This is a genomic window from Acinetobacter sp. RIT698, assembly GCF_009668065.1.
Taxonomy (GTDB): domain Bacteria; phylum Pseudomonadota; class Gammaproteobacteria; order Pseudomonadales; family Moraxellaceae; genus Acinetobacter; species Acinetobacter guillouiae.
Window position 1 is genome coordinate 34,016 of the sequence record NZ_WJYH01000007.1, and the last position, 18,820, is coordinate 52,835.

Below are 18,820 nucleotides of genomic sequence, written 5' to 3' on the forward strand. Positions count from 1 at the left end.
AAATTTGCTCGTTATATAAGCAATAGATAAAGTAGAAGAGTAATTCATCAAGTATCCAATTCAAATAAAGAATGTTGCTTAAAGTCATTTGAGCACACTCAGATTGTTATAAATCTATAACTTGAGGAAATAAAAATGAATGAAATTTTACAAACAAGGGGGAGATTTGATGCCATGTATTATTGGGATCAATTCCACCCGATTCTCGCCGCTGTTGCCATCCTTATTGTGGGATGGATTATTGCACTGATTGTTGCAGCAGGAATTAAAAAAATCCTAGAAAAACTAGGTACAAATACAAAATTGTCTTCAGCAACAGGTCATCGTTCAAATATTGAAAGTATTCTTTCTCGAATTGTTTTTTGGGTGGTGATGGTGATCGCGGTGATTGGTGCATTAAATGTGCTGAATCTTACCAGCGTAAGCAGCCCATTTAGTTTGATGATTCAGCAATTCTTATTGTTTATTCCACAATTACTGGCTGCCGTCGCCATCGGGTTTATTGGCTGGATTGTGGCAAATCTGGTTAAAGTCGGTTTAAAAAAAGCTTTGGATCGGACTCAACTTGATGAGAAATTAAGTGCTGATGTTGGGGTCAGTCCGATCAGTCAGAATATCGCTGATATTGTGTACTGGCTAATTTTATTGCTGTTCCTACCAATTGTATTATCAATTTTAGGTTTGCAAGGCTTATTGCTTCCAGTGCAGAACATGCTGAATGAGGCAGTCTCTTATATACCGAATATTTTCATTGCGGGTGTCATCGTTTTTGTCGGTTATATCTTGGCAAAAATCCTGCGCGGGATTGTTGAGGGTTTAATCAACAGTCTAAATTTACAAACCCAAATAGAAAAAGTAGGGCTATTTAAAAACTCAAACCAAGGTTTAGCGAAGTTTTTAGGCTCTTTTGTTTTTGCCGTTGTCATGATTACTGCGTTAATTGTGGCTTTTGAAGCACTTGGTATACAGGCTATTTCACAACCAGCAACCGCAATGCTGGGTGAAATCATGTATGCAATTCCACATATTATTGCAGCCGGATTAATTTTAATTGTGGCCTATGTGGTGTCTCGTTTTGTGGGGCGTTTGGTTTCAGAAGTTGTAGCTCGAACAGGTGTTGATGAAATTCCTGCAAAATTAGATTTGCAACGCTTTTTAGGTGACACGAAAGTTTCTTGTATCATTGGTTATCTGATTGTTTTCTTTACCATGTTATTTGCTGTTTCCGAAGCGGCAAATCGACTGGGCTTTGAGCAAGTTAGTCATTTGATTTCAATGTTTATTTACTTTGGTGCCAATATTTTGTTAGGCGCAGTGATTTTGGTGATCGGTTTCTGGTTGGCCAATATCGTGGCGAATGTGGTACAGCGTGGTGAGTACAATAGCTCAAGATGGTTAGGCAACTTGGTTCGTGTTTTGATCATGGGGCTGGTGATTGCAATGGGTTTAAAAGCCATGGGAATTGCCGATTCGATCGTTAATCTTGCTTTTGGCTTAACCTTGGGTTCTGTGGCAGTTGCTTTTGCATTGGCCTTTGGTCTAGGTGGACGTCAACCTGCAGAACGCGTTTTAACGGATTTAATCGATAAAGCCAAGAAAGAGGCAAATCAACCGAATCCATTAAAGCAAGAAAATACTTATTCATCACAGCCAAGTGGTACAGACGCTACGCAAGTAACCGCGGATACCCCTGCGATTGAAAATGAGTACAAGTCACTTACTGATTCATTGAAACAGGACAAAGATGACCCGAATTAACATTTAAATTCTTTTAAAGATCGATCAGGATTGATGCTTGATCGATCTTTTTATTTTTAGGTCAAAAGTGAGAGGGAATAGAGATGTCTAAGAAAAAGCCAAATAATTTCATTGCACCCATTGTGATTGCAGGAATCACTGTAGGGTTTTTAGCAAGTGCTTATAAATTTGTGTTTGCAAAACCGAAAAAGCAATCATCCGAAATTGTTAAGCAACAACATGAATCTAAAAACAAATCTCAAGAGTGATTGTGTTTGCAAAGCATGAATTTTATCGGTTTTTTATAGAAAAGAGATAGACATCAGATGATTTATTGTCTAGATTGAATGGGTGAATATGTAGGCAATATAAAACACACTCATCTGATAAATATCATTTTCAAAGGAATTGAAATGAAGATCATCTATTTTTTACACAAAATTCATCAGTCGTTATTTGCAAAAAACCATGATCTAAAGTCGATGGATTTGGCGATTCAACGTGTGACCCAGAAGCAGCAAATCCAGAACCAACTTATCTTATTTAAAACAGATTATCTGGAATAAGCTTTCTATTAGACTTCTTTCATACGTCCTTTTTAAAACCATAAATCAACATAAAAGCGCCCTCATCCTAGCCTTCTCCCAGCGAGAGAAGGCACTTTCATAATACCCATATGATTCACTGCACATGATCATTTTTTGATTTATGAAAGATCTTTATTGATCAGTTTAAATTAAACATATTCTGAAGCAGCATGTGCTGAAGCCCATGCCCACTGAAAATTAAACCCGCCTAAATGACCAGTTACATCTAAGATCTCACCTATAAAAAATAAACCTTTTTGTTTTTTACTTTCCATGGTTTTTGATGAAACTTCAGTGGTGTCGACACCGCCTAAAGTGACTTCTGCAGTCCGATAGCCTTCAGTACCAGAGGGTTTGACTTCAAATTGCTGTAATTTATTGGCAATCGTTTCAAGTTTTTCATCACTTAATTGCCCAATCGCCGTTTCAGCCCACTCGGACCAAATGAGATTTTGTAGTTCAATCACCACACTTTTCGGTAAAAGTTCAGTCAGTAAGGTTCTGATTAACACCTTAGGTTGGCTTTGCTTTTTGCGCTTTAAAAAATCAAACAGCTCAAGACTTGGTAAAAAGTTAATATGGAATGCTTGCCCTGCATTCCAATAATTTGAAAGTTGTAATGAGCTTGGACCACTTAAGCCACGATGTGTAAACAACAATGCTTCAGTAAATGCGATCAGCTCGTTAGATAGCGTTGCTTCAACCGCATTGCCGCTTAAACGAGTGGTAACTTCTTTAAATTGATCTGAAAAAGTGAAGGGAACTAAACCTGCGCGTGTAGGATAGATGTGGTGACCAAATTGTTTGGCAATCTCATAGCCGATGCCAGAGCCACCCAATGTTGGAATAGATAAGCCTCCTGATGCAACAACTACAGATTCAGCCTGAAAATAGCCTAAATTGGTGGCGACTTGAAAAGTCTGATCGTCAACCGTGTTAATCGCTTTGACTTCACAACTGGTTTTAATCTCAACATGATGTGTTTTTTCACATTCGTTGAGCAGCATGCTTAAGATTTCTTTTGCGCCATTTAAGGTAAACAGTTGTCCATGTTTGCGTTCTTCATAGTCAATGCCATATTCACAGACCATCCCAATAAAGTCCCAATTGGTATAACGCGTCAGGGCAGAGATGACAAAATGTGGGTTATGTGAAATAAAATTTTCAGGCTCAACATAAAGATTGGTGAAGTTACATTTACCACCACCTGACATGAGGATTTTTTTACCAATTTTATTGGCTTTCTCAACCACTAAGACTTTACGACCACGGGCAGCTGCTTTTGCCGCAAGCATTAAACCTGAAGCACCTGCGCCGAGGACAATCACATCATATTGGTTAGAAGACATATCACACTCATGGAAACTTTGAGCAGGGGATTATAGACAAATTTAAAGTAATTTTCAGGACAATTATAAATAGGTAGGGTTTAGCTACGTCCTTGCAAGCCACCACTATGCAGGATCAAGATTTTTGCATTTTCTTTAAAGTAACCTTTTGAAATTAAATCAAAAATCCCATAAAACATTTTCCCAGTATAAATCTGTTCAAGCGGAATGCGATATTGCTGCTCAAAGTTGTTTATAAAGCTAAGTAATTCAGCAGTGGTTTTGGCATAGCCTCCAAAACAATAATCATCCAGTATTTTCCAATTGCTTTTATGGGTGAGTTGACTGACATCTTGTTGTAAAAAATCACCTTTAAGTGCTGAAAATCCTAAAATTTCCTGCTGTGGTGAACTGGCGTTAATCAGCCCAGTGATTGTGCCACCTGTTCCTACCGCACAGCAAATCACATCATAATGATTTAAATCTTCTGTCGTTAAAATTTCCTGACAACCTTGTATAGCAAGCTCATTGGTTCCACCTTCAGGAATAATATAAGTGTTTGGATAATGTTGTGTTAATTCATCGATCCAGTCATGATTATTTTTTTGTCTATATTTTTCACGTGAAACAAAAACTAGCTGCATACCCAATTGTTGTGCTGTTGTCAGGGTTGGGTTGAGTGGTTTATGCGCTAACTCCTCGCCCCGAATGATCCCGATGCTTTTAAATCCAAATAACTGTGCTGCATAGGCTGTGGCAGCGATATGATTGGAATAAGCACCACCGAACGTCAGAATGTGTTTTAGGCCAAGCTGACGTGCTTCAATCAAATTATATTTGAGTTTAAAAAATTTATTGCCAGAAATTTGTGGATGGATTAGATCAAGCCGTTTAACTGTAAGTTGAACAGATCCAGCAAAATCTAAACTTTGGTAGGGAATAGTTTGGGCAATATGATCAAACATGCTGATTTTTTAACTGAATGGGTGTGTATGAGTAGCTTTGACTTAAGCCTGTTCAAGATATTCTAATCAAACCTGTAAAACAAGACAGGTTTGATTGAGTTTCATGTCTATTATTGGGGATAAATTTCTAGGTTTTAACTCAAGCTTTTCACTTAGGCGGATCATTGAGTGCTGGTATCGACGGAAGTCACTACAGACATCCCGGGTCGTAAAAATTCTAAACCTTTTTGATTGGGATCAATGGCGATCCGCACAGAAATACGCTGCACGACCTTGGTAAAATTACCTGTGGTGTTGTCAGGCTTAAGCACACTAAACTCAGCACCAGCAGCAGGTGAAATCTGTTCAATACGGCCAGTAAATTTTTGATGTTTCATGGCATCTACAGTAAATGTTGCTTTTTGCCCGATGTGCATATCGGCAATTTGTGTTTCTTTGAAATTGGCAATTACCCAAGTTTGTTGCGGAATCAGATACATTAACTGGGTTCCAGCTGCAACATATTGTCCCACACGCGGAGTGACTTCGCCCAACTGTCCATCCATCGGTGCTGCAATCACGCTGTAGTCTTTTGTCGTTACCGCTTGATCAAATTGTGCCTTGGCATTGGTGACTTGTGCTTTTAAGCCCGATTGAGCCACTTGAGCTGTTTTTAATGCTTCTTGAGCAACCAATACATTGGCTTCCGCTTGTTTGAGTAAGGCTAAATTATTTTTTACATCCGCAGCCGCTTTGTCTTGTTCTGTTTTAGAGGTTGCGCCAGTATTTCCCAATTGTTGATAACGATTGAGTTGTGCTGTTGAAAGTTCATAACTTGCTTTGGCTTGTTCAACTTTGGCTTGTGCAGCCACAATATCTGCTTTGCGTTGTTCAATCGCTTGGGTTTGATTGGCTAAAGTGGTATTGGCCTGATCAACACCCGCTTCAGCCTGAGTCACTTTCTGATCATAGGTTGTGGTATCAATATGCATTAACGGCTGACCCTTTTTGACATGGTCAAAATCAGTCACCAATACATCTTTGACATAACCATTGATTTGAGAAGATAAAACTGTGGTTCTGCCTTTGATATAACTATTGTCGGTGGATTCTATGCTGCTATCAAAAGGGCCAATTTTCCATGCGCGCATAATCACAGCAATCCCCACCAACAAGACCAAGAGCATCAACAGCAATGTTCTTTTTGCAGTTGGAATAAGCTTACTGGATGGTGGTGGCGCTGCTGCTGTTGCAGGTGCTTGTGGTGGTGTAACTGCTGCTTGCTCTGTTGGTTTTTGATCTTGCGACATAAGAATTCTCAAATATTTTTTAATACATAGCGTGACATCATGGATCATCTGATTTCGGAATAGCCTGAGATCTGTCTAACTGCTATTGAGGACCTGTTGCTGTTTTTTGAGTTGATAGCGTGTCCAAGCAATATTAAAACTACTCCAAATCAACAGTAAAATGGCGAAAATTCCATTTAATGCAATCACATCATTATAGGCACGCACTTGCGCTTCTCGTGTCACAATCTGGTTTAAATTGCGATAAGCTTGGTTCTGTTCGAGTGATGCATCTAAAGTATATTTATTGGCTGCTTGCTGATAGGCTGCAAGTCGTTGCACCACCAATGGATCAGTTGGTGACAAGTCACTGACAATTTCAGCCCGATAATTTTGGGTGCGTAATTGTTGATAGGTTGAAAAGAATGAATTTCCAATTAAACCACCAAAGCTTTGTGTTGCAGAGAACAACACCACAAAAGTGACCATGTGTGATGGACCTTTTTGTAAGGCATTAATAATCCCTGTCAGCAACAATGGTCCGATAAACATACCACTGGCAAAGCCAACGATAAATTGGCTGCGGTAAAAATTCACAGGTCGTACATCACTGGTGAGGTGATAGTCTAGAGCGCAGGCGATAAGAACCAAGACCACAGCACTGACCAAGTGCCATGAGATGCGCTCTCTTTTAAAGGTCATGGCGCTAAAAACAGTGCCGAGCACAATGCCAAGAAAAATCACGCTATACAAGGTAACGAACTGATCAGGTCCCATGCCCATGGTTTTTAAAAAGTTAACAGCTGCGTAACTTTGCTCAGACATGAGCAAGCGAATCGCCAACGCACCAAACACAAATTTAAGTGTGGTGGCTGAACCTAGCCAACGGGTAATGATAAGAGGATTGACACGGTAATGTTCATAAGTCAGTCCGATAATAATAAGACTGAATCCTGCAATTAAGGCATACCCTAACCATTTGACTTCAAACCACCAAAGGATTGGGCCTTGGGTCAGGACGATACATAGCAGGGCAAAACCAGGTGCGAGTAAGGCAAAAGTAAAGAAATCCTGTTTTTCAAAGACTTCGATTCTTAAGCTACGCGGCAGTTTTAAAGAAACCACCATAGCCAAACAACATATCGCTAAACCCAACTCAAAGGTATAGAGCACAATCCAGTCATTTACATCGACCAGAGAAGGGGAAATGATCCATGCCAGTGGGATACCCAATTGCTGAAAGCCCAGTGCGAGATAAATTCCTCGTCCAAAGTTTTCTCGTTTAAAGGCCTGCATGATGTAGTACATGCCTAAAGAACTCAGGGGAGCGGCAACCAAACCGCTGATCACACGGACAAACAATGCCATTTCAAAGGTGTGCACAAAGATATGCAGCACCAACACACAAATAAAAAGCACTAAACCAATTTCAGAAAAAAGCCGTAACCCATATTGTTGCCGAGCTTTAAACAGAATCATGTTGGAACTAATATTTGCCATCACATAAGCTGCGGGAATCCATGCAGCCTCTGAAGGCGTTAGCGAGTATTCACCCTGAATAAGTGGTAAATTTGCGGTAATAAAACCATTACTTAAACTGCCTGAGATTGCAACAAACAGGCCAATAAAAAAATAAATCAGCTTCTTATGTGTTGGATGTGCAATAGCCGCAGGTGAGCCTGGTAATGTTGGACGTTCTTCAGGTGTCCAATCTGGGGCAGGTTCAAGTAAACGTGGCGATTTATCCATAATTGCCTCAATTACGCCTTGATGCCATCAATCAGTAAGTCAACTGCACGAGTGGCCAGTTGAACCTGTTCTTCATCGGTTAGCCCTTGAAAGGAAGCTCTTAGAATACCGGTAATTAGCGCATAATCTTTTGGGGTGAGATCTGGTCGGCAAATATGATGGGTAATGGCTTGATCAATCAGCGGTTGAAGAATTGCGTCACGCCGTTGATAAATATCCACCATACTTGGGTCATTACGATCAATCACACGCCAATATTCCATCAATGCGGTGAGATAAGGCAGATTCTCGACATGATTACGAATTAACCGAATCAAACCGTCAGGATATTCTGAAAAGCTTTTTGCCCGTTCATCTAGACGAGTTAATGCTTGTTCCATCAAGGCGATGACTAACTCACGGCGATCTTGAAAATTACGATAAAAGGTTGCTCGTCCAACGCCAGCTTCATCAATCACGAGCTGTAATGGCGCACGAATCCCTTGTTTACGGAATATTTTCAGTGCAGCATTGAGCAAATCTTCGCGATTTTGTGCCGCTTGTTTTTGACGTATACGCATAGGGGAAATTGCATTAAATTTTATTCTGATATTTAACGGACATTTTTGTCCGTTGTAAATTACTAACTCTGTGGATTTTTGTAAATAGCAGCTTTAAAGTGAATGAGATTGGTTAGAATGACTTAGGTCAATGATTAATAAATCGTATAAATAGGTTTAGATTTCTAAATATTTACCCTTTAAAATAAAACAATAAGTGTGCTGAAATTGTGAAAATTTTTAAAAATATTGTTATTTCGATCTGCTGCATCAGTGTATTGGTGTTAAATGCCTGTACACCATCTGAGAAAAAAGCAGATCAGGCCGCATCTTCAAGAAAATCATCAGATCAACAGATTGAACAACAATTCAAGCTTTGGAAGGCGCAACAAGATCCCCAATTATTGGCAGATTATTATCAGTTTATGTCGCAGTATTTAAAACATCCGCCTAGTCTGATGGAGCTGACAACCAGCCGAAACTATATGCCAGAACAGTGTTACTCAAAACGTTTTGCCATTCCACCTAAAGCCTTTTGGAAAAATGTGGTGAGTAGTTTGCAATTGGTGGAAAAGTTAAATCGAAATGAATATTTTAAAACATATACGATTTCAGCAATCTATCGTGCCCCTGAATTAAATAAATGCATAGGTGGGGCGGAAAAAAGTAAGCATTTAAGTAATTATGCCGTTGATTTTCATGTGCTATCACCCAAAGAAACCATTAAAAAAGATCGCGAATTATTGCTTAAAAAAATGTGTCATTTTTGGCAAGTGGAAGGTAAAAGTTATAAAATGGGTTTAGGCGTTTATGGTAATAATCGCTATCATATTGATACCCAAGGATATCGTACTTGGGGTAAGGACTTTAAATCGAAAAGTTCGCCGTGTGTAAAAAGTTAAAATTGTATTTTTGAGCAAGAATTGAACTTGAATCTATATTAAAAAATGCTGAGATATTGGGAACGTTATTTATGTTGAACATAGGGTCTGCTGACAATTCGTCTATGTTTGCGACTACGTGTGTTTTTTAGACGATACTAGGCGCGAAATACGAAATTTAGTCATTCTAAATGAGTAGTTTGTAACGACGTAACGTCAAAAAACACGCTAGTCCCGAAGGGTTGTGGCTAAAATTATCTCAGCCTACGTTATGAAACTCGAAAATAGTCTCGCTATTCTCTTCGTTTCCTGCCTTGCCTGCTCAATTTTAACCTACAACGCAAGCCATTTATGAAATGTCTACAGACCCTAATAAAGGGTTGTTTATTTGCTCTGCCTTTTTTCAGTAGTTATTCTGCTTTTGCGCAAGCTGATGCTGCTGTCGAAGTTGACCCTGAATACGAAGTATTGGGGCGTGCAGGAAAACTGAAAATTCAAAAAGAGTCTTGCACTCAGCATGGTTCTAGTTGTGACTATGTACTCTATGATGCTAAAGGAAAGAAGCAGGTATTAATGGAAAAATGGAGTAAAACCGCAAATGTTTATCAATTTAATCCAAATTTAATGGGTTTTTTGTTGGGGCTAACAGGAAGTGAGTATAATCTCACTGTGATTAACGATAAAAATCAACAAAAAAATTATAGTAGTTTTCTTGCGATGAATGGGCAGCAAAGTTGTTTTGTAACTTTTGAATCGAATTTAAAAAATATGCCAAATTCATTGGTATTTTATAGCATTCCTGATTTTCGAGTACGTTTAGTGCTCAACAATAAAGTGCCGCAATTTAAAAAGCTGAACTATCCTGCAACGGCAAATTTTGAGGATAATGGTGATTTTTCATTTAACTATAATATCAAGATCGGAAACGAGATGGGTGTACAGGATGTCATCATTCAAAACCCTTGTCAGTCTGATTATCGGGTAATTATGAGTTAATATAAATAAAATAAAGTTATTAATTTTATTAAAATTCATCATTTTTATTTTTGAATTGAGTTGTCTATTGTAGTTTTATTCAACAACAAGGACACGACAATGACCACTCAACAGCAAGTTAATCAGGCACAATATCAAGATAAATCAGAAGCATACTTAAATAGCCAAGTACATGCACAAGGCATTGAGTTTGAAAAAATGCAAAATTTAATCCAACAACATCAATTCAAACGAGTTTTGGATCTAGGCTGCGGTGGTGGGCATGTCACTTATCAGATTGCAGCATTCACTGAGCAAGTAATTGCCTATGATATTACGCCTGAAATGGTCAATCTTGTGACCATGCAATCTCAACAAAAGGGATTCGATCATGTCATAGGGAAGGTTGGTGCAGCAGAGCAATTGGATTTTCCTGTTGAGCATTTTGATTGTGTGATCAGTCGTTATTCTGCGCATCATTGGCAAAGTATCACTCAAGCAATTCATGAAATTTATCGTGTATTACGTGCTGATGGCAAAGTGATCCTGTTTGATATTATTGGCAATTCTAACCCTATTTTAGACACCTTTATTCAGACCATAGAAACCATTCGTGATCCAAGCCATGTTCGAAATTATAGTTTGGCGGAATGGGTACAAATCGTAGAACAAGCAGGCTTTAAGGTAGAAACCATTGAAAAGCAAAGTTTAAAGTTAAATTTTCAAAGTTGGGTGGAGCGTATGCAAACACCAGTAGAGGGCATCAATACCATTCGCTATTTGCAGTCCAAAGCCGCTGATCAAGTACAACAGTATTATCAGATTCAGCAAGATGGCACATTTACCAGTGAAGCTGTATATTTGGTATTGAGTAAAACTTGATTAGAAATCTGATGTCAAAAAAAATAATCAATACAATATTTCCGATATTATTTAGCATGATGGTCTATTCCAGCAGTAGTTATGCTGAGCAGATTCATCGAACAGTAGCGAAGATAGGGCAATTTTCAGTCATTCAGCAAACATGTGATGAAGATGCAAATTATCATTGTGATTTTGTACTCTATGAAGGCGATGACTATAGATTACCTTTGGTCATGGACTGGGAGCGTGGTTTAAATGTTGAAAACCAAACCGAGGATTTCTTGCATTTAAGCTATGGCTATACCTTTAATGTTCATCATAGTCTTTTCATCTCGAAGGCGGGGATCGTTCAGGCTTTAGACAACGTTGTTGCTGTGGATGAAAACACTGAGTGTATCGCCCGATTTGAATTAAAAAATGCGCCTACGATTATTTTCCAAAAAGTATTTACTGCAAAAGTTTTAAATAAAATTCAATTTCAACCAGAGCAATACTCTAAAATTGAGTCTGTAAGCGTAGATGCTTTTCAATATTTTAGTGACATGGAATTTGATGGAAATGGTGGCTTTCACTATCGTTACAAAAATAAAAATGGTGAAGATCAAACTGTTTTAATGATAGATCCTTGTGAGGTATAGCAACTTTCTATAGAGATAGACACCTTTTGAAATAAAAAATAGCTGTATTTTTAATCAGAACTGTTATGCTCGAACTATAAATAAAACAAAAAATGGAGGAGATGCCATGAAAAAGCTATCCATCAGTTTGAGTGTAATACTTGCAGTATTTTTGGTTGGGTGTGAAAAGAAACCACCTACACCAACAAAAACTGAAGTTCGTTCAATCCATATCGCAGGTATGCCTGTGTATGAAAAAGACTATCGTCTCAGTGCTCGTTCAGTGGATTCACAACCCTGATTTTTATTCAAAATATAAAAACGAGTGCATCAAAAAAGGATACACTCGTTTGGTTTTAATTCAATTTAACTCAGTTGATTTTAAATGAATTAATGAAAAACAGTTTCTAAAGCTTTTAGTCCGACTTTAGGATCAAGTAATCCATTATAGATCTCAGGAATTTCACGTTCTACGCCAAAGAACTCATAAATTGCAATCATGGCACCACGAACAGAATATTCAACAGTAAAAACCACATCATCTTCAATTTCAACAAATTGTCCCAAGAATGCGAAGTTTTTTGCGCCTTGTGGAATAACTTGTGGGCGATCACCAGGCTTACGGCAAGCAAATAAAGCCGATGCATAAGGCATCATTGCAGTTGTTACAATGGTATTTGCTACAACATGCTCAAGAATGTCATCAAAACCGAGTTGATGAATCAGTTCAGTGAGTATTTCATTGCCTGTTGCTTGTGACATCGGTTTTTTGATGTAGTCACCTGTTTGATCAATTTGGAAACCATAGCCCCAGAGAGTAAATGTGCCTTCAGGTAAATTTGCAAAATGAGGTTGAGCTGGCACCACAATCGATAAATGCCAACCAGATTCAAACCAAGTCATCAGTGCTCCAGTACCTGGCTGATTGCCTGTGTAATCAATGATACGATTTAACAGAACATCGTCTTTCATGGTGAGTGTAAAAGACTCCCATTTATGTTCATCAATGTTGCCGTAAAAGGTCATTGGTCGGCCAAAGTCCAGTGCTTTTTTCGCAAGGGTTTCCCATAAGGTCCAACCATGATCAAGTCGATCACGAATAAGCGCTGGAACATCATCATTCCCTGCATAACGAGAATCTGCTGTAATTGAACCTAAAGTAAATATTGCAAGATCATTCTCTTGAAGGTTGATTTGCTCAGTACCTTCAGGAAGGTTGACATACAAGCGTGTTGCACGACGTTCTAGGGTTACATCATCGGTTTGAAAGTCTGCATCTGTCACATAATTACCAAAACGAACATCTACGCCTTGTTCAAGCAACCAACGTTGTAGCGGCAAAATCATGGAATCATATTGGTTGTATTTGGTTCTTTTTACCCCAGCGAGGGTATGAATACGTGGTAACTCTTGGATAAAACGTAAGAAATAGCGACGAAGTTCTGCTGCACTGTGCCATTTTTGGAAGGCAAATGTCGTACGCCACATACGCCAAAAGTTTGTTTCAAAGAAGGTCTCATCAAAAAATTCATCAATACGACGGCTGCCAATTTTTTCTTCTTTCGCTGCCAATAAGCGTAACATTTGCGCGCGATGGCGTGTATTTAAACCCAGTTTAGCGGCATCTGAAATTACATGTTGCGCATTAATTAAACGGGCTTGTGCATGGGTTTTGACTTGCTCATTGAACTCACGACATTCTTCACGAACAGAAATTTCAGGATTTTCTAAGGATGGAATACTCGAAAATAAGTCCCAAAGACATAAATATGTTTCATCTGTCAGCATCCGCCCGCCACGGGTAACCCATGCTTGTGCAGCATGTGGCGTATGGCCGCCATCCATTGAACCACCTGAGACATCTAACTCTTCGAGAATGTGAATATTTTTAGCCGGTACTTTGGCATCACGTATGGCAAATGCGGCAGCTGCCATTCCAGCAATTCCACCGCCAATGATCCACAAATGTGCTTGGCTTGCATCTAAGCGGTTGGTTTTGTTGTTGTGCATTTTTTACCCCTGAGTATAAATATTGATTTTGGATAATTTAAAACCATAGTTTTATTATGGTTTTTTATAGCCTATAAATACATGAAAATGGAAGTTAATTTTTGTGATTAATGTGGTCTATTTTATGGCTTTTTAGGATATTTTATATACCTTGATGATTTTATTGATATAATTAAAATATTGAAAAATAAATTTTTTATTTAGTTTTTACTCTAAAAATATTTGTTTACTCTGTTTGTGGTCATAATACACAAGTGTACTTAAATTTATGATTGAAATTTTGATGAATTTGCATTGAATAAAAGTGTAATCGCGAAATAATAAAGATTTTTATATCTTCAAAAATCGGTTGTAGCGTAAAATATCTATTCTTAAAAATAGTCTAGGTCGGGGTATCTCTTGGAATCATTATTGATTTTAGGTTCAATTGCATTGGCATTAATGCTTGGCGCAATTAGCCCTGGTCCTACATTTGTTTATGTGGCTAAAAATTCAATTGCGATTTCTCGTAAACATGGTCTGTTTACCGCTTTAGGGACAGGCACGGGCGCAGCTTTATTTGGTTTTTTAGCTGTAATGGGATTACAGGCAATTTTATTGGCTGTACCTTCTGCATATTTAGCTTTAAAAATTTGTGGTGGTCTGTATTTACTTTGGCTGGCTTATAAAATTATTAAACATGCTAAAGATCCAATGGCGCAGGCATCTGACTCATCCACGGTGATGAGTTATCAACAAGCGTTTCGTTTAGGTTTAATTACCCAGTTAAGTAATCCTAAAATTGCGATTATTTTAGCCAGTATTTTTACTGCGCTTTTACCCAAAGACATTCCAACGTATTTTTATTTTGTTTTGCCTATCTTGTGCTTCTTTATCGATGCAGGCTGGTATTCACTGGTTGCTGTTGCGCTTTCAGCGGAAAAGCCGCGTCGTGTTTATTTAAAGTTTAAAAAAGTCTTCGATCGAGTCGCAGGCGGTGTCATGACCTTACTTGGTTTAAAGTTAATTTTTGGTATGAAATGATTGTTTTTACGAGTAAAAATAGTCATACATTTTATCAGTAGATCCCATTTGTTGAAAATTAATTAATAGTGTGTTTAGTTTATGTTATATATATTCATTATAATGGTTTAGACCTTAGAGAGATGTAATTTTGAAAAAAATATTATTGATTGCTGCCTTAAATGGCTTGGTACTTACAGCTTGTTCTACCACTGAAAGCTCTAAAACCATCCAAGCACCTCAAGTGGCTGTAGCGACTTCAGCGGTTAAATATTCAGGTGCGAAAACAGCAGTTTCGATTGGTAAGTTTGATAACCGCTCAAGTTATATGCGTGGAATCTTCTCTGATAATGTCGATCGTTTAGGCGGTCAAGCAAAAACGATTTTAGAAACGCACTTGCAACAAACCGGATATTTTTCAGTCTTAAATCGAGACAATTTATCAGAGCTGCAACAAGAGGCTGGTTTTGGTAAAGCATCTCAATCCATTAAGGGTGCACGTTATGTGCTCACTGGGGATGTATCTGAATTTGGACGTAAAGAAGTGGGTGACCATCAATTGTTTGGGCTATTAGGGCGTGGTAAAACTCAAATTGCCTATGCAAAAGTCAATATTAATGTTGTCGATGTAAAAACAGCAGAAGTTGTCCATTCTGTGCAGGGTGCAGGTGAATACGCGCTCAGTGAACGCGAAATTTTAGGTTTTGGTTCTACAGCATCTTATGACTCAACCTTAAATGGTAAGGTTTTAGATCTGGCTGTACGCGAAGCGGTTAATCACCTTGTCACAGATATTCAAACAAATAAGTGGTTCGTACAATAGGTTTGAATAAATGAAACGGGTTTTATTATTTTTAAGCTTTTTTGCAACGTTAACTTTGGTTGGGTGTGCATCTGGACCACAGTCTTTATATAGTTGGGGCGGATATCCACAGCAAACCTATTTAATGCTGGCGGTTCCAGAAAAAACTTCGCCTCAGCAACAAATTTTAGCGCTTGAAAAAGATGTTGAGAAAGCAAAAGCAAAAAATGCCGCAGTTCCGCCAGGTTTATATGCGCATTTGGGCTTGTTAAATCTTAATATTCAAAATGGCCCACGTGCAATTGAATATTTTGAGTTAGAGCGCCAAATTTATCCTGAGTCAACCGTATTGATGGATCGTTTATTGAAGAAGATGCCCCCTCAATCGACTGAGGTAAATCCCAAATGAAAAATATGAAACAATTATTTGTACTTGGTTTACTGATGATGCTTTTCACCGGTTGTGCGGTATCACCTAAACAAAATCGTGATTTAGCAGCATATCGTGAGCATATCCCTAAGTCGATTTTGGTACTTCCTCCAATCAATGAGTCTCCTGATACGCGTGCAACCTATGGGTATTGGTCAACAGTAACATTGCCTGTAGCTGAAGCTGGTTATTATGTATTTCCAATTTCTGTTGTTGACACCATGTTTAAAGAGAATGGGGTGACCAATGGATTTGATGCTCAAGCAATTCCACCTCAAAAGTTAAAAGAGATTTTCGGAGCGGATGCCGCGTTATACATTAAAGTTAAAGAGTATGGTTCTAAATATCAGGTGATTCAATCTGTAGCTGCAGTTGCAGTAGAAGCCAAACTTGTAGATTTGCAAACTGGAACATTACTCTGGCAAGGTGAGCAGCGACTTCAGCAAGCCAATGATAATAGCAATGCAGGTTTGATTGGCGCGCTGGTCGGTGCTTTAGTTGATCAAATATCCAATCATTTGTCAGATAAAGCCTATACTTTATCCAGTACTGTAAGCTCGCAATTATATTCACCAAGTCTAAATCAGCAAAAAGGTCTGTTATATGGACCACGATCTCCAAACTTCACCCAAAATGCGGTGAAACCTTAAGCACTGGTACTGTTTGCGAGCATCAAATAAAAACCCCAATTTAAAAATTGGGGTTTTTATGTTTAAAGCATATTGCTGATTAGTGCACCATAGAAATCTTGTCTAAGAAGAATTTGGTTCTTTCATGACGCTCATCCGGCTTATTAAAGAAGTCATCTGTTGCACAGTCTTCTAAAATCTTGCCTTGATCCATGAAAATAACTCGACTTGAGACTTTACGAGCAAAGCCCATCTCATGAGTTACACACATCATGGTCATGCCTTCTTTTGCCAATTGACTCATGACTTCAAGCACTTCACCCACCATTTCAGGGTCTAATGCCGAAGTAGGTTCATCAAATAACATGCACACTGGATCCATACACAGACCACGGGCAATCGCAACACGCTGTTGCTGACCACCAGACAGTTGACCTGGGAACTTATTTTTGTGGGCTGCCAAACCAACGCGATCTAAATATTGCAACGCTTTTTTCTCAGCCTCTGCTTTAGAACGATTTAAAACCTTAAGTTGCCCAATGGTTAAATTATCCAAAACAGTCATATGTGGGAACAATTCAAAGTGTTGGAATACCATTCCCACACGAGAACGGAATTTTGCCAGATCAGTTTTTGAGTCTTTTAACGCTGTTCCATCAACAACAATATTGCCTTCTTGGAACGGTTCTAATGCATTTACAGTTTTAATCAGTGTAGATTTACCAGAACCTGAAGGTCCACACACCACCACAACTTCACCTTTTTCAATTGAAGTGGTGCAATCTGTAAGAACTTGAAAATCTCCATACCATTTTGAGATATGTTGTATTTCTATCATTGGCATATTGATTCTCCAATTATCGAATTATTGCTATTTTTTGATGTAAACGCTTCACAAGTCGTGAAAGCGCAAAGGAGATACAGAAGTAAACAACTGCTACAATCAGGTAGAAAGTTGCTTTGGTTTCAGCACCGTAGGTATTTGCTAAGGTATTGGCATTGCCCAAGAAGTCTGGCGCACTAATCACGTAAACTAATGATACATCTTGGAAAAGTACGATAGATTGAGTCAAAATGACAGGTAGCATGTTTCTAAAAGCTTGTGGCAACACCACATTGGACATGGTTTGTCCATAGGTGAAACCAAGTGCATAACCTGCATTGACCTGACCTTTAGAAACAGACTGAATCCCTGAACGTACAATTTCTGAAAAGAATGCTGCTTCAAAAATTGCAAAGGTCACCACACTTGAAAACAGTGGGCCATAATAGGTATCTGATTGAAACTCAAAAATCTTTGGCAATAAGAAATAGAAAATGAAGATCACTTGAATCAGTGGTACACCACGGAAGAAATCGACATAAACTTTAGCAAAATTACTGGCGACTTTATTGTTGGATAAACGCATCATGGCCAAAGGTGTGCCAATCAGAATCCCGCCAATAATCGATAAAATCGTCACCGTAACGGTAAATTTAAAACCTGCGATCAGCGTTTGAATAACATCTTGATTTTGTAAAATACTAAAATCCATGACTATTTACCCCCCGAGCCTAGACCAGGAACAGCCATACGTTTTTCAATCCAAGCCATGATCAACTTAATGGTATAGGTAATGACTAAGTAAACTGGTGTCGAAAGAATAAGAATAACAATATCTTGGGATGTTTCTTCACGCATGGTTTTGGTATAAGCAAAGAAGTTCAAAACACTCAGTGCATAAAGCACGGCAGAGTTTTTGAAAATATTCATTGCTTCAGAAGTGAGCGTTGGCCAAACAATACGATAAGCGACAGGGAGAATGACATAGCGATAACTTTGGCTTTGATTTAAACCAATTGCAAAAGCTGCATTTTTTTGTCCATTTGAAACCGTATTAATACCTGAACGTACTTGTTCAGCAATACGTGCTGCAGTATATAGACCGAGTGCAAACACCCCAACCACGGCGGGATTGTCATTGAGAATATTTTGCCACCATCCACCATGAACCATCTCACCACTACCAGTACTTAAGCTGAGTGGCAGTAATTGTGGGAATACAAATGCCCAGAAAAACAGTTGAACGATCAAGGGGATATTTCGGAAAAGTTCGACGTAGCAGGTACCAATAAATGAAAGTGGTTTATTGGGTAATGTACGTAAAATCCCGATGAGAGATCCAAGAAGAAATGCAATGAAAAATGCAGCAATCGCGGTCCAGACCATGGTCCAAACACCTGAGCCTAGAAGTTGTAGCCAGGTTGGTGCATCTGCAACAGGGGAATAACTTTCACCACCAATCGCTTTACAGACAGATTCAGCCCATGCAGCTTTATCAAGACTGTATTCATTCGAGGGGAGACAATATGCTGTCCAGTTAAGTGAGCCTACGGACATGTGTGCTCCTTGTATTTTTAATTTTATAAAAATTTATAGACCAGACTTTAAACCGAA

The 18,820-nt window shown here is 38.6% G+C and carries 21 protein-coding genes; 12 read left to right on the top strand and 9 right to left on the bottom strand.

Annotated elements, in window-relative coordinates; all coding sequences use genetic code 11:
• Window positions 1-135: 135 nt before the first annotated feature.
• The 3 genes from GJV03_RS04775 (at window position 136) to GJV03_RS21410 (ending at window position 2,303) form a co-directional block, all read left to right on the top strand.
• A complete protein-coding gene (locus GJV03_RS04775) occupies window positions 136-1,758 on the top strand; it encodes a mechanosensitive ion channel (RefSeq protein WP_154129584.1) in 1,623 nt (540 codons plus the stop codon).
• 83 nt (window positions 1,759-1,841) lie between these two features.
• A complete protein-coding gene (locus tag GJV03_RS21405; RefSeq protein ID WP_171287947.1) occupies window positions 1,842-2,006 on the top strand; it encodes a hypothetical protein in 165 nt (54 codons plus the stop codon).
• 144 nt (window positions 2,007-2,150) lie between these two features.
• Complete coding sequence (locus GJV03_RS21410) at window positions 2,151-2,303, top strand: hypothetical protein (protein WP_004723764.1); 153 nt, start codon at window positions 2,151-2,153, stop codon at window positions 2,301-2,303.
• A 170-nt stretch (window positions 2,304-2,473) separates the two neighbouring features.
• Here the strand turns inward: GJV03_RS21410 and GJV03_RS04780 are convergent, their stop codons facing one another.
• From GJV03_RS04780 to GJV03_RS04800, 5 genes are all read right to left on the bottom strand, one after another.
• The gene (locus tag GJV03_RS04780) at window positions 2,474-3,673 is read right to left on the bottom strand and encodes an NAD(P)/FAD-dependent oxidoreductase (protein WP_004817673.1); all 1,200 of its coding nucleotides are present in this window, start codon (window positions 3,671-3,673) and stop codon (window positions 2,474-2,476) included.
• An 80-nt stretch (window positions 3,674-3,753) separates the two neighbouring features.
• Window positions 3,754-4,617, bottom strand: coding sequence for a pyridoxal-phosphate dependent enzyme (locus GJV03_RS04785; protein WP_154129585.1), 864 nt, complete (start codon window positions 4,615-4,617; stop codon window positions 3,754-3,756).
• Between the two features lie 161 nt (window positions 4,618-4,778).
• Window positions 4,779-5,906, bottom strand: coding sequence for an HlyD family secretion protein (locus GJV03_RS04790; RefSeq protein WP_034613784.1), 1,128 nt, complete (start codon window positions 5,904-5,906; stop codon window positions 4,779-4,781).
• A gap of 75 nt (window positions 5,907-5,981) precedes the next feature.
• Complete coding sequence (locus GJV03_RS04795) at window positions 5,982-7,634, bottom strand: MFS transporter (protein WP_105714344.1); 1,653 nt, start codon at window positions 7,632-7,634, stop codon at window positions 5,982-5,984.
• An 11-nt stretch (window positions 7,635-7,645) separates the two neighbouring features.
• Window positions 7,646-8,194, bottom strand: a complete 549-nt coding sequence (locus GJV03_RS04800) for a TetR/AcrR family transcriptional regulator (RefSeq protein ID WP_056515165.1) — start codon at window positions 8,192-8,194, stop codon at window positions 7,646-7,648.
• 209 nt (window positions 8,195-8,403) lie between these two features.
• Between GJV03_RS04800 and GJV03_RS04805 the strand changes: the two genes are divergently transcribed.
• The 5 genes from GJV03_RS04805 to GJV03_RS21415 all read left to right on the top strand — a co-directional run bounded on the left by GJV03_RS04805 (window position 8,404) and on the right by GJV03_RS21415 (window position 11,811).
• Entirely contained in the window at window positions 8,404-9,075 is a 672-nt protein-coding gene (locus GJV03_RS04805) for a D-Ala-D-Ala carboxypeptidase family metallohydrolase (RefSeq protein ID WP_056515162.1), read from the top strand.
• Between the two features lie 330 nt (window positions 9,076-9,405).
• Window positions 9,406-10,050, top strand: a complete 645-nt coding sequence (locus GJV03_RS04810; RefSeq protein ID WP_154129586.1) for a hypothetical protein — start codon at window positions 9,406-9,408, stop codon at window positions 10,048-10,050.
• A 99-nt stretch (window positions 10,051-10,149) separates the two neighbouring features.
• Complete coding sequence (locus tag GJV03_RS04815) at window positions 10,150-10,911, top strand: class I SAM-dependent methyltransferase (RefSeq protein WP_154129587.1); 762 nt, start codon at window positions 10,150-10,152, stop codon at window positions 10,909-10,911.
• Between the two features lie 56 nt (window positions 10,912-10,967).
• Window positions 10,968-11,531: a hypothetical protein gene (locus GJV03_RS04820; protein ID WP_171287950.1), complete on the top strand. Its 564-nt coding sequence runs from the start codon at window positions 10,968-10,970 to the stop codon at window positions 11,529-11,531.
• Between the two features lie 106 nt (window positions 11,532-11,637).
• Window positions 11,638-11,811 (top strand): NF038215 family lipoprotein, encoded by a 174-nt coding sequence (locus GJV03_RS21415; protein WP_171252542.1) that lies wholly within the window; start codon window positions 11,638-11,640, stop codon window positions 11,809-11,811.
• An 89-nt stretch (window positions 11,812-11,900) separates the two neighbouring features.
• Here GJV03_RS21415 and GJV03_RS04825 read toward each other — a convergent pair whose 3' ends face one another.
• Entirely contained in the window at window positions 11,901-13,520 is a 1,620-nt protein-coding gene (locus tag GJV03_RS04825; protein ID WP_154129588.1) for an oleate hydratase, read from the bottom strand.
• Between the two features lie 399 nt (window positions 13,521-13,919).
• Between GJV03_RS04825 and GJV03_RS04830 the strand changes: the two genes are divergently transcribed.
• The 4 genes from GJV03_RS04830 to GJV03_RS04845 all read left to right on the top strand — a co-directional run bounded on the left by GJV03_RS04830 (window position 13,920) and on the right by GJV03_RS04845 (window position 16,404).
• A complete protein-coding gene (locus GJV03_RS04830) occupies window positions 13,920-14,543 on the top strand; it encodes a LysE family translocator (RefSeq protein ID WP_034613803.1) in 624 nt (207 codons plus the stop codon).
• A 130-nt stretch (window positions 14,544-14,673) separates the two neighbouring features.
• Window positions 14,674-15,345: a CsgG/HfaB family protein gene (locus GJV03_RS04835; RefSeq protein ID WP_154129589.1), complete on the top strand. Its 672-nt coding sequence runs from the start codon at window positions 14,674-14,676 to the stop codon at window positions 15,343-15,345.
• 10 nt (window positions 15,346-15,355) lie between these two features.
• Window positions 15,356-15,733, top strand: coding sequence for a DUF4810 domain-containing protein (locus tag GJV03_RS04840; RefSeq protein ID WP_154129590.1), 378 nt, complete (start codon window positions 15,356-15,358; stop codon window positions 15,731-15,733).
• Window positions 15,730-16,404, top strand: a complete 675-nt coding sequence (locus GJV03_RS04845) for a DUF799 domain-containing protein (RefSeq protein WP_154129591.1) — start codon at window positions 15,730-15,732, stop codon at window positions 16,402-16,404. The genes GJV03_RS04840 and GJV03_RS04845 overlap by 4 nt, the downstream gene beginning before the upstream one ends.
• A gap of 79 nt (window positions 16,405-16,483) precedes the next feature.
• Here the strand turns inward: GJV03_RS04845 and GJV03_RS04850 are convergent, their stop codons facing one another.
• Genes GJV03_RS04850 through GJV03_RS04860 form a run of 3 tightly spaced genes read right to left on the bottom strand, consistent with a single transcriptional unit; the run spans window position 16,484 to window position 18,763 of the window.
• Window positions 16,484-17,227: an amino acid ABC transporter ATP-binding protein gene (locus tag GJV03_RS04850; RefSeq protein WP_004723740.1), complete on the bottom strand. Its 744-nt coding sequence runs from the start codon at window positions 17,225-17,227 to the stop codon at window positions 16,484-16,486.
• Between the two features lie 13 nt (window positions 17,228-17,240).
• Entirely contained in the window at window positions 17,241-17,918 is a 678-nt protein-coding gene (locus GJV03_RS04855; protein ID WP_004723739.1) for an amino acid ABC transporter permease, read from the bottom strand.
• Window positions 17,919-17,920: 2 nt separating this feature from the next.
• The gene (locus GJV03_RS04860) at window positions 17,921-18,763 is read right to left on the bottom strand and encodes an amino acid ABC transporter permease (RefSeq protein WP_004723738.1); all 843 of its coding nucleotides are present in this window, start codon (window positions 18,761-18,763) and stop codon (window positions 17,921-17,923) included.
• Window positions 18,764-18,820: the final 57 nt, after the last annotated feature.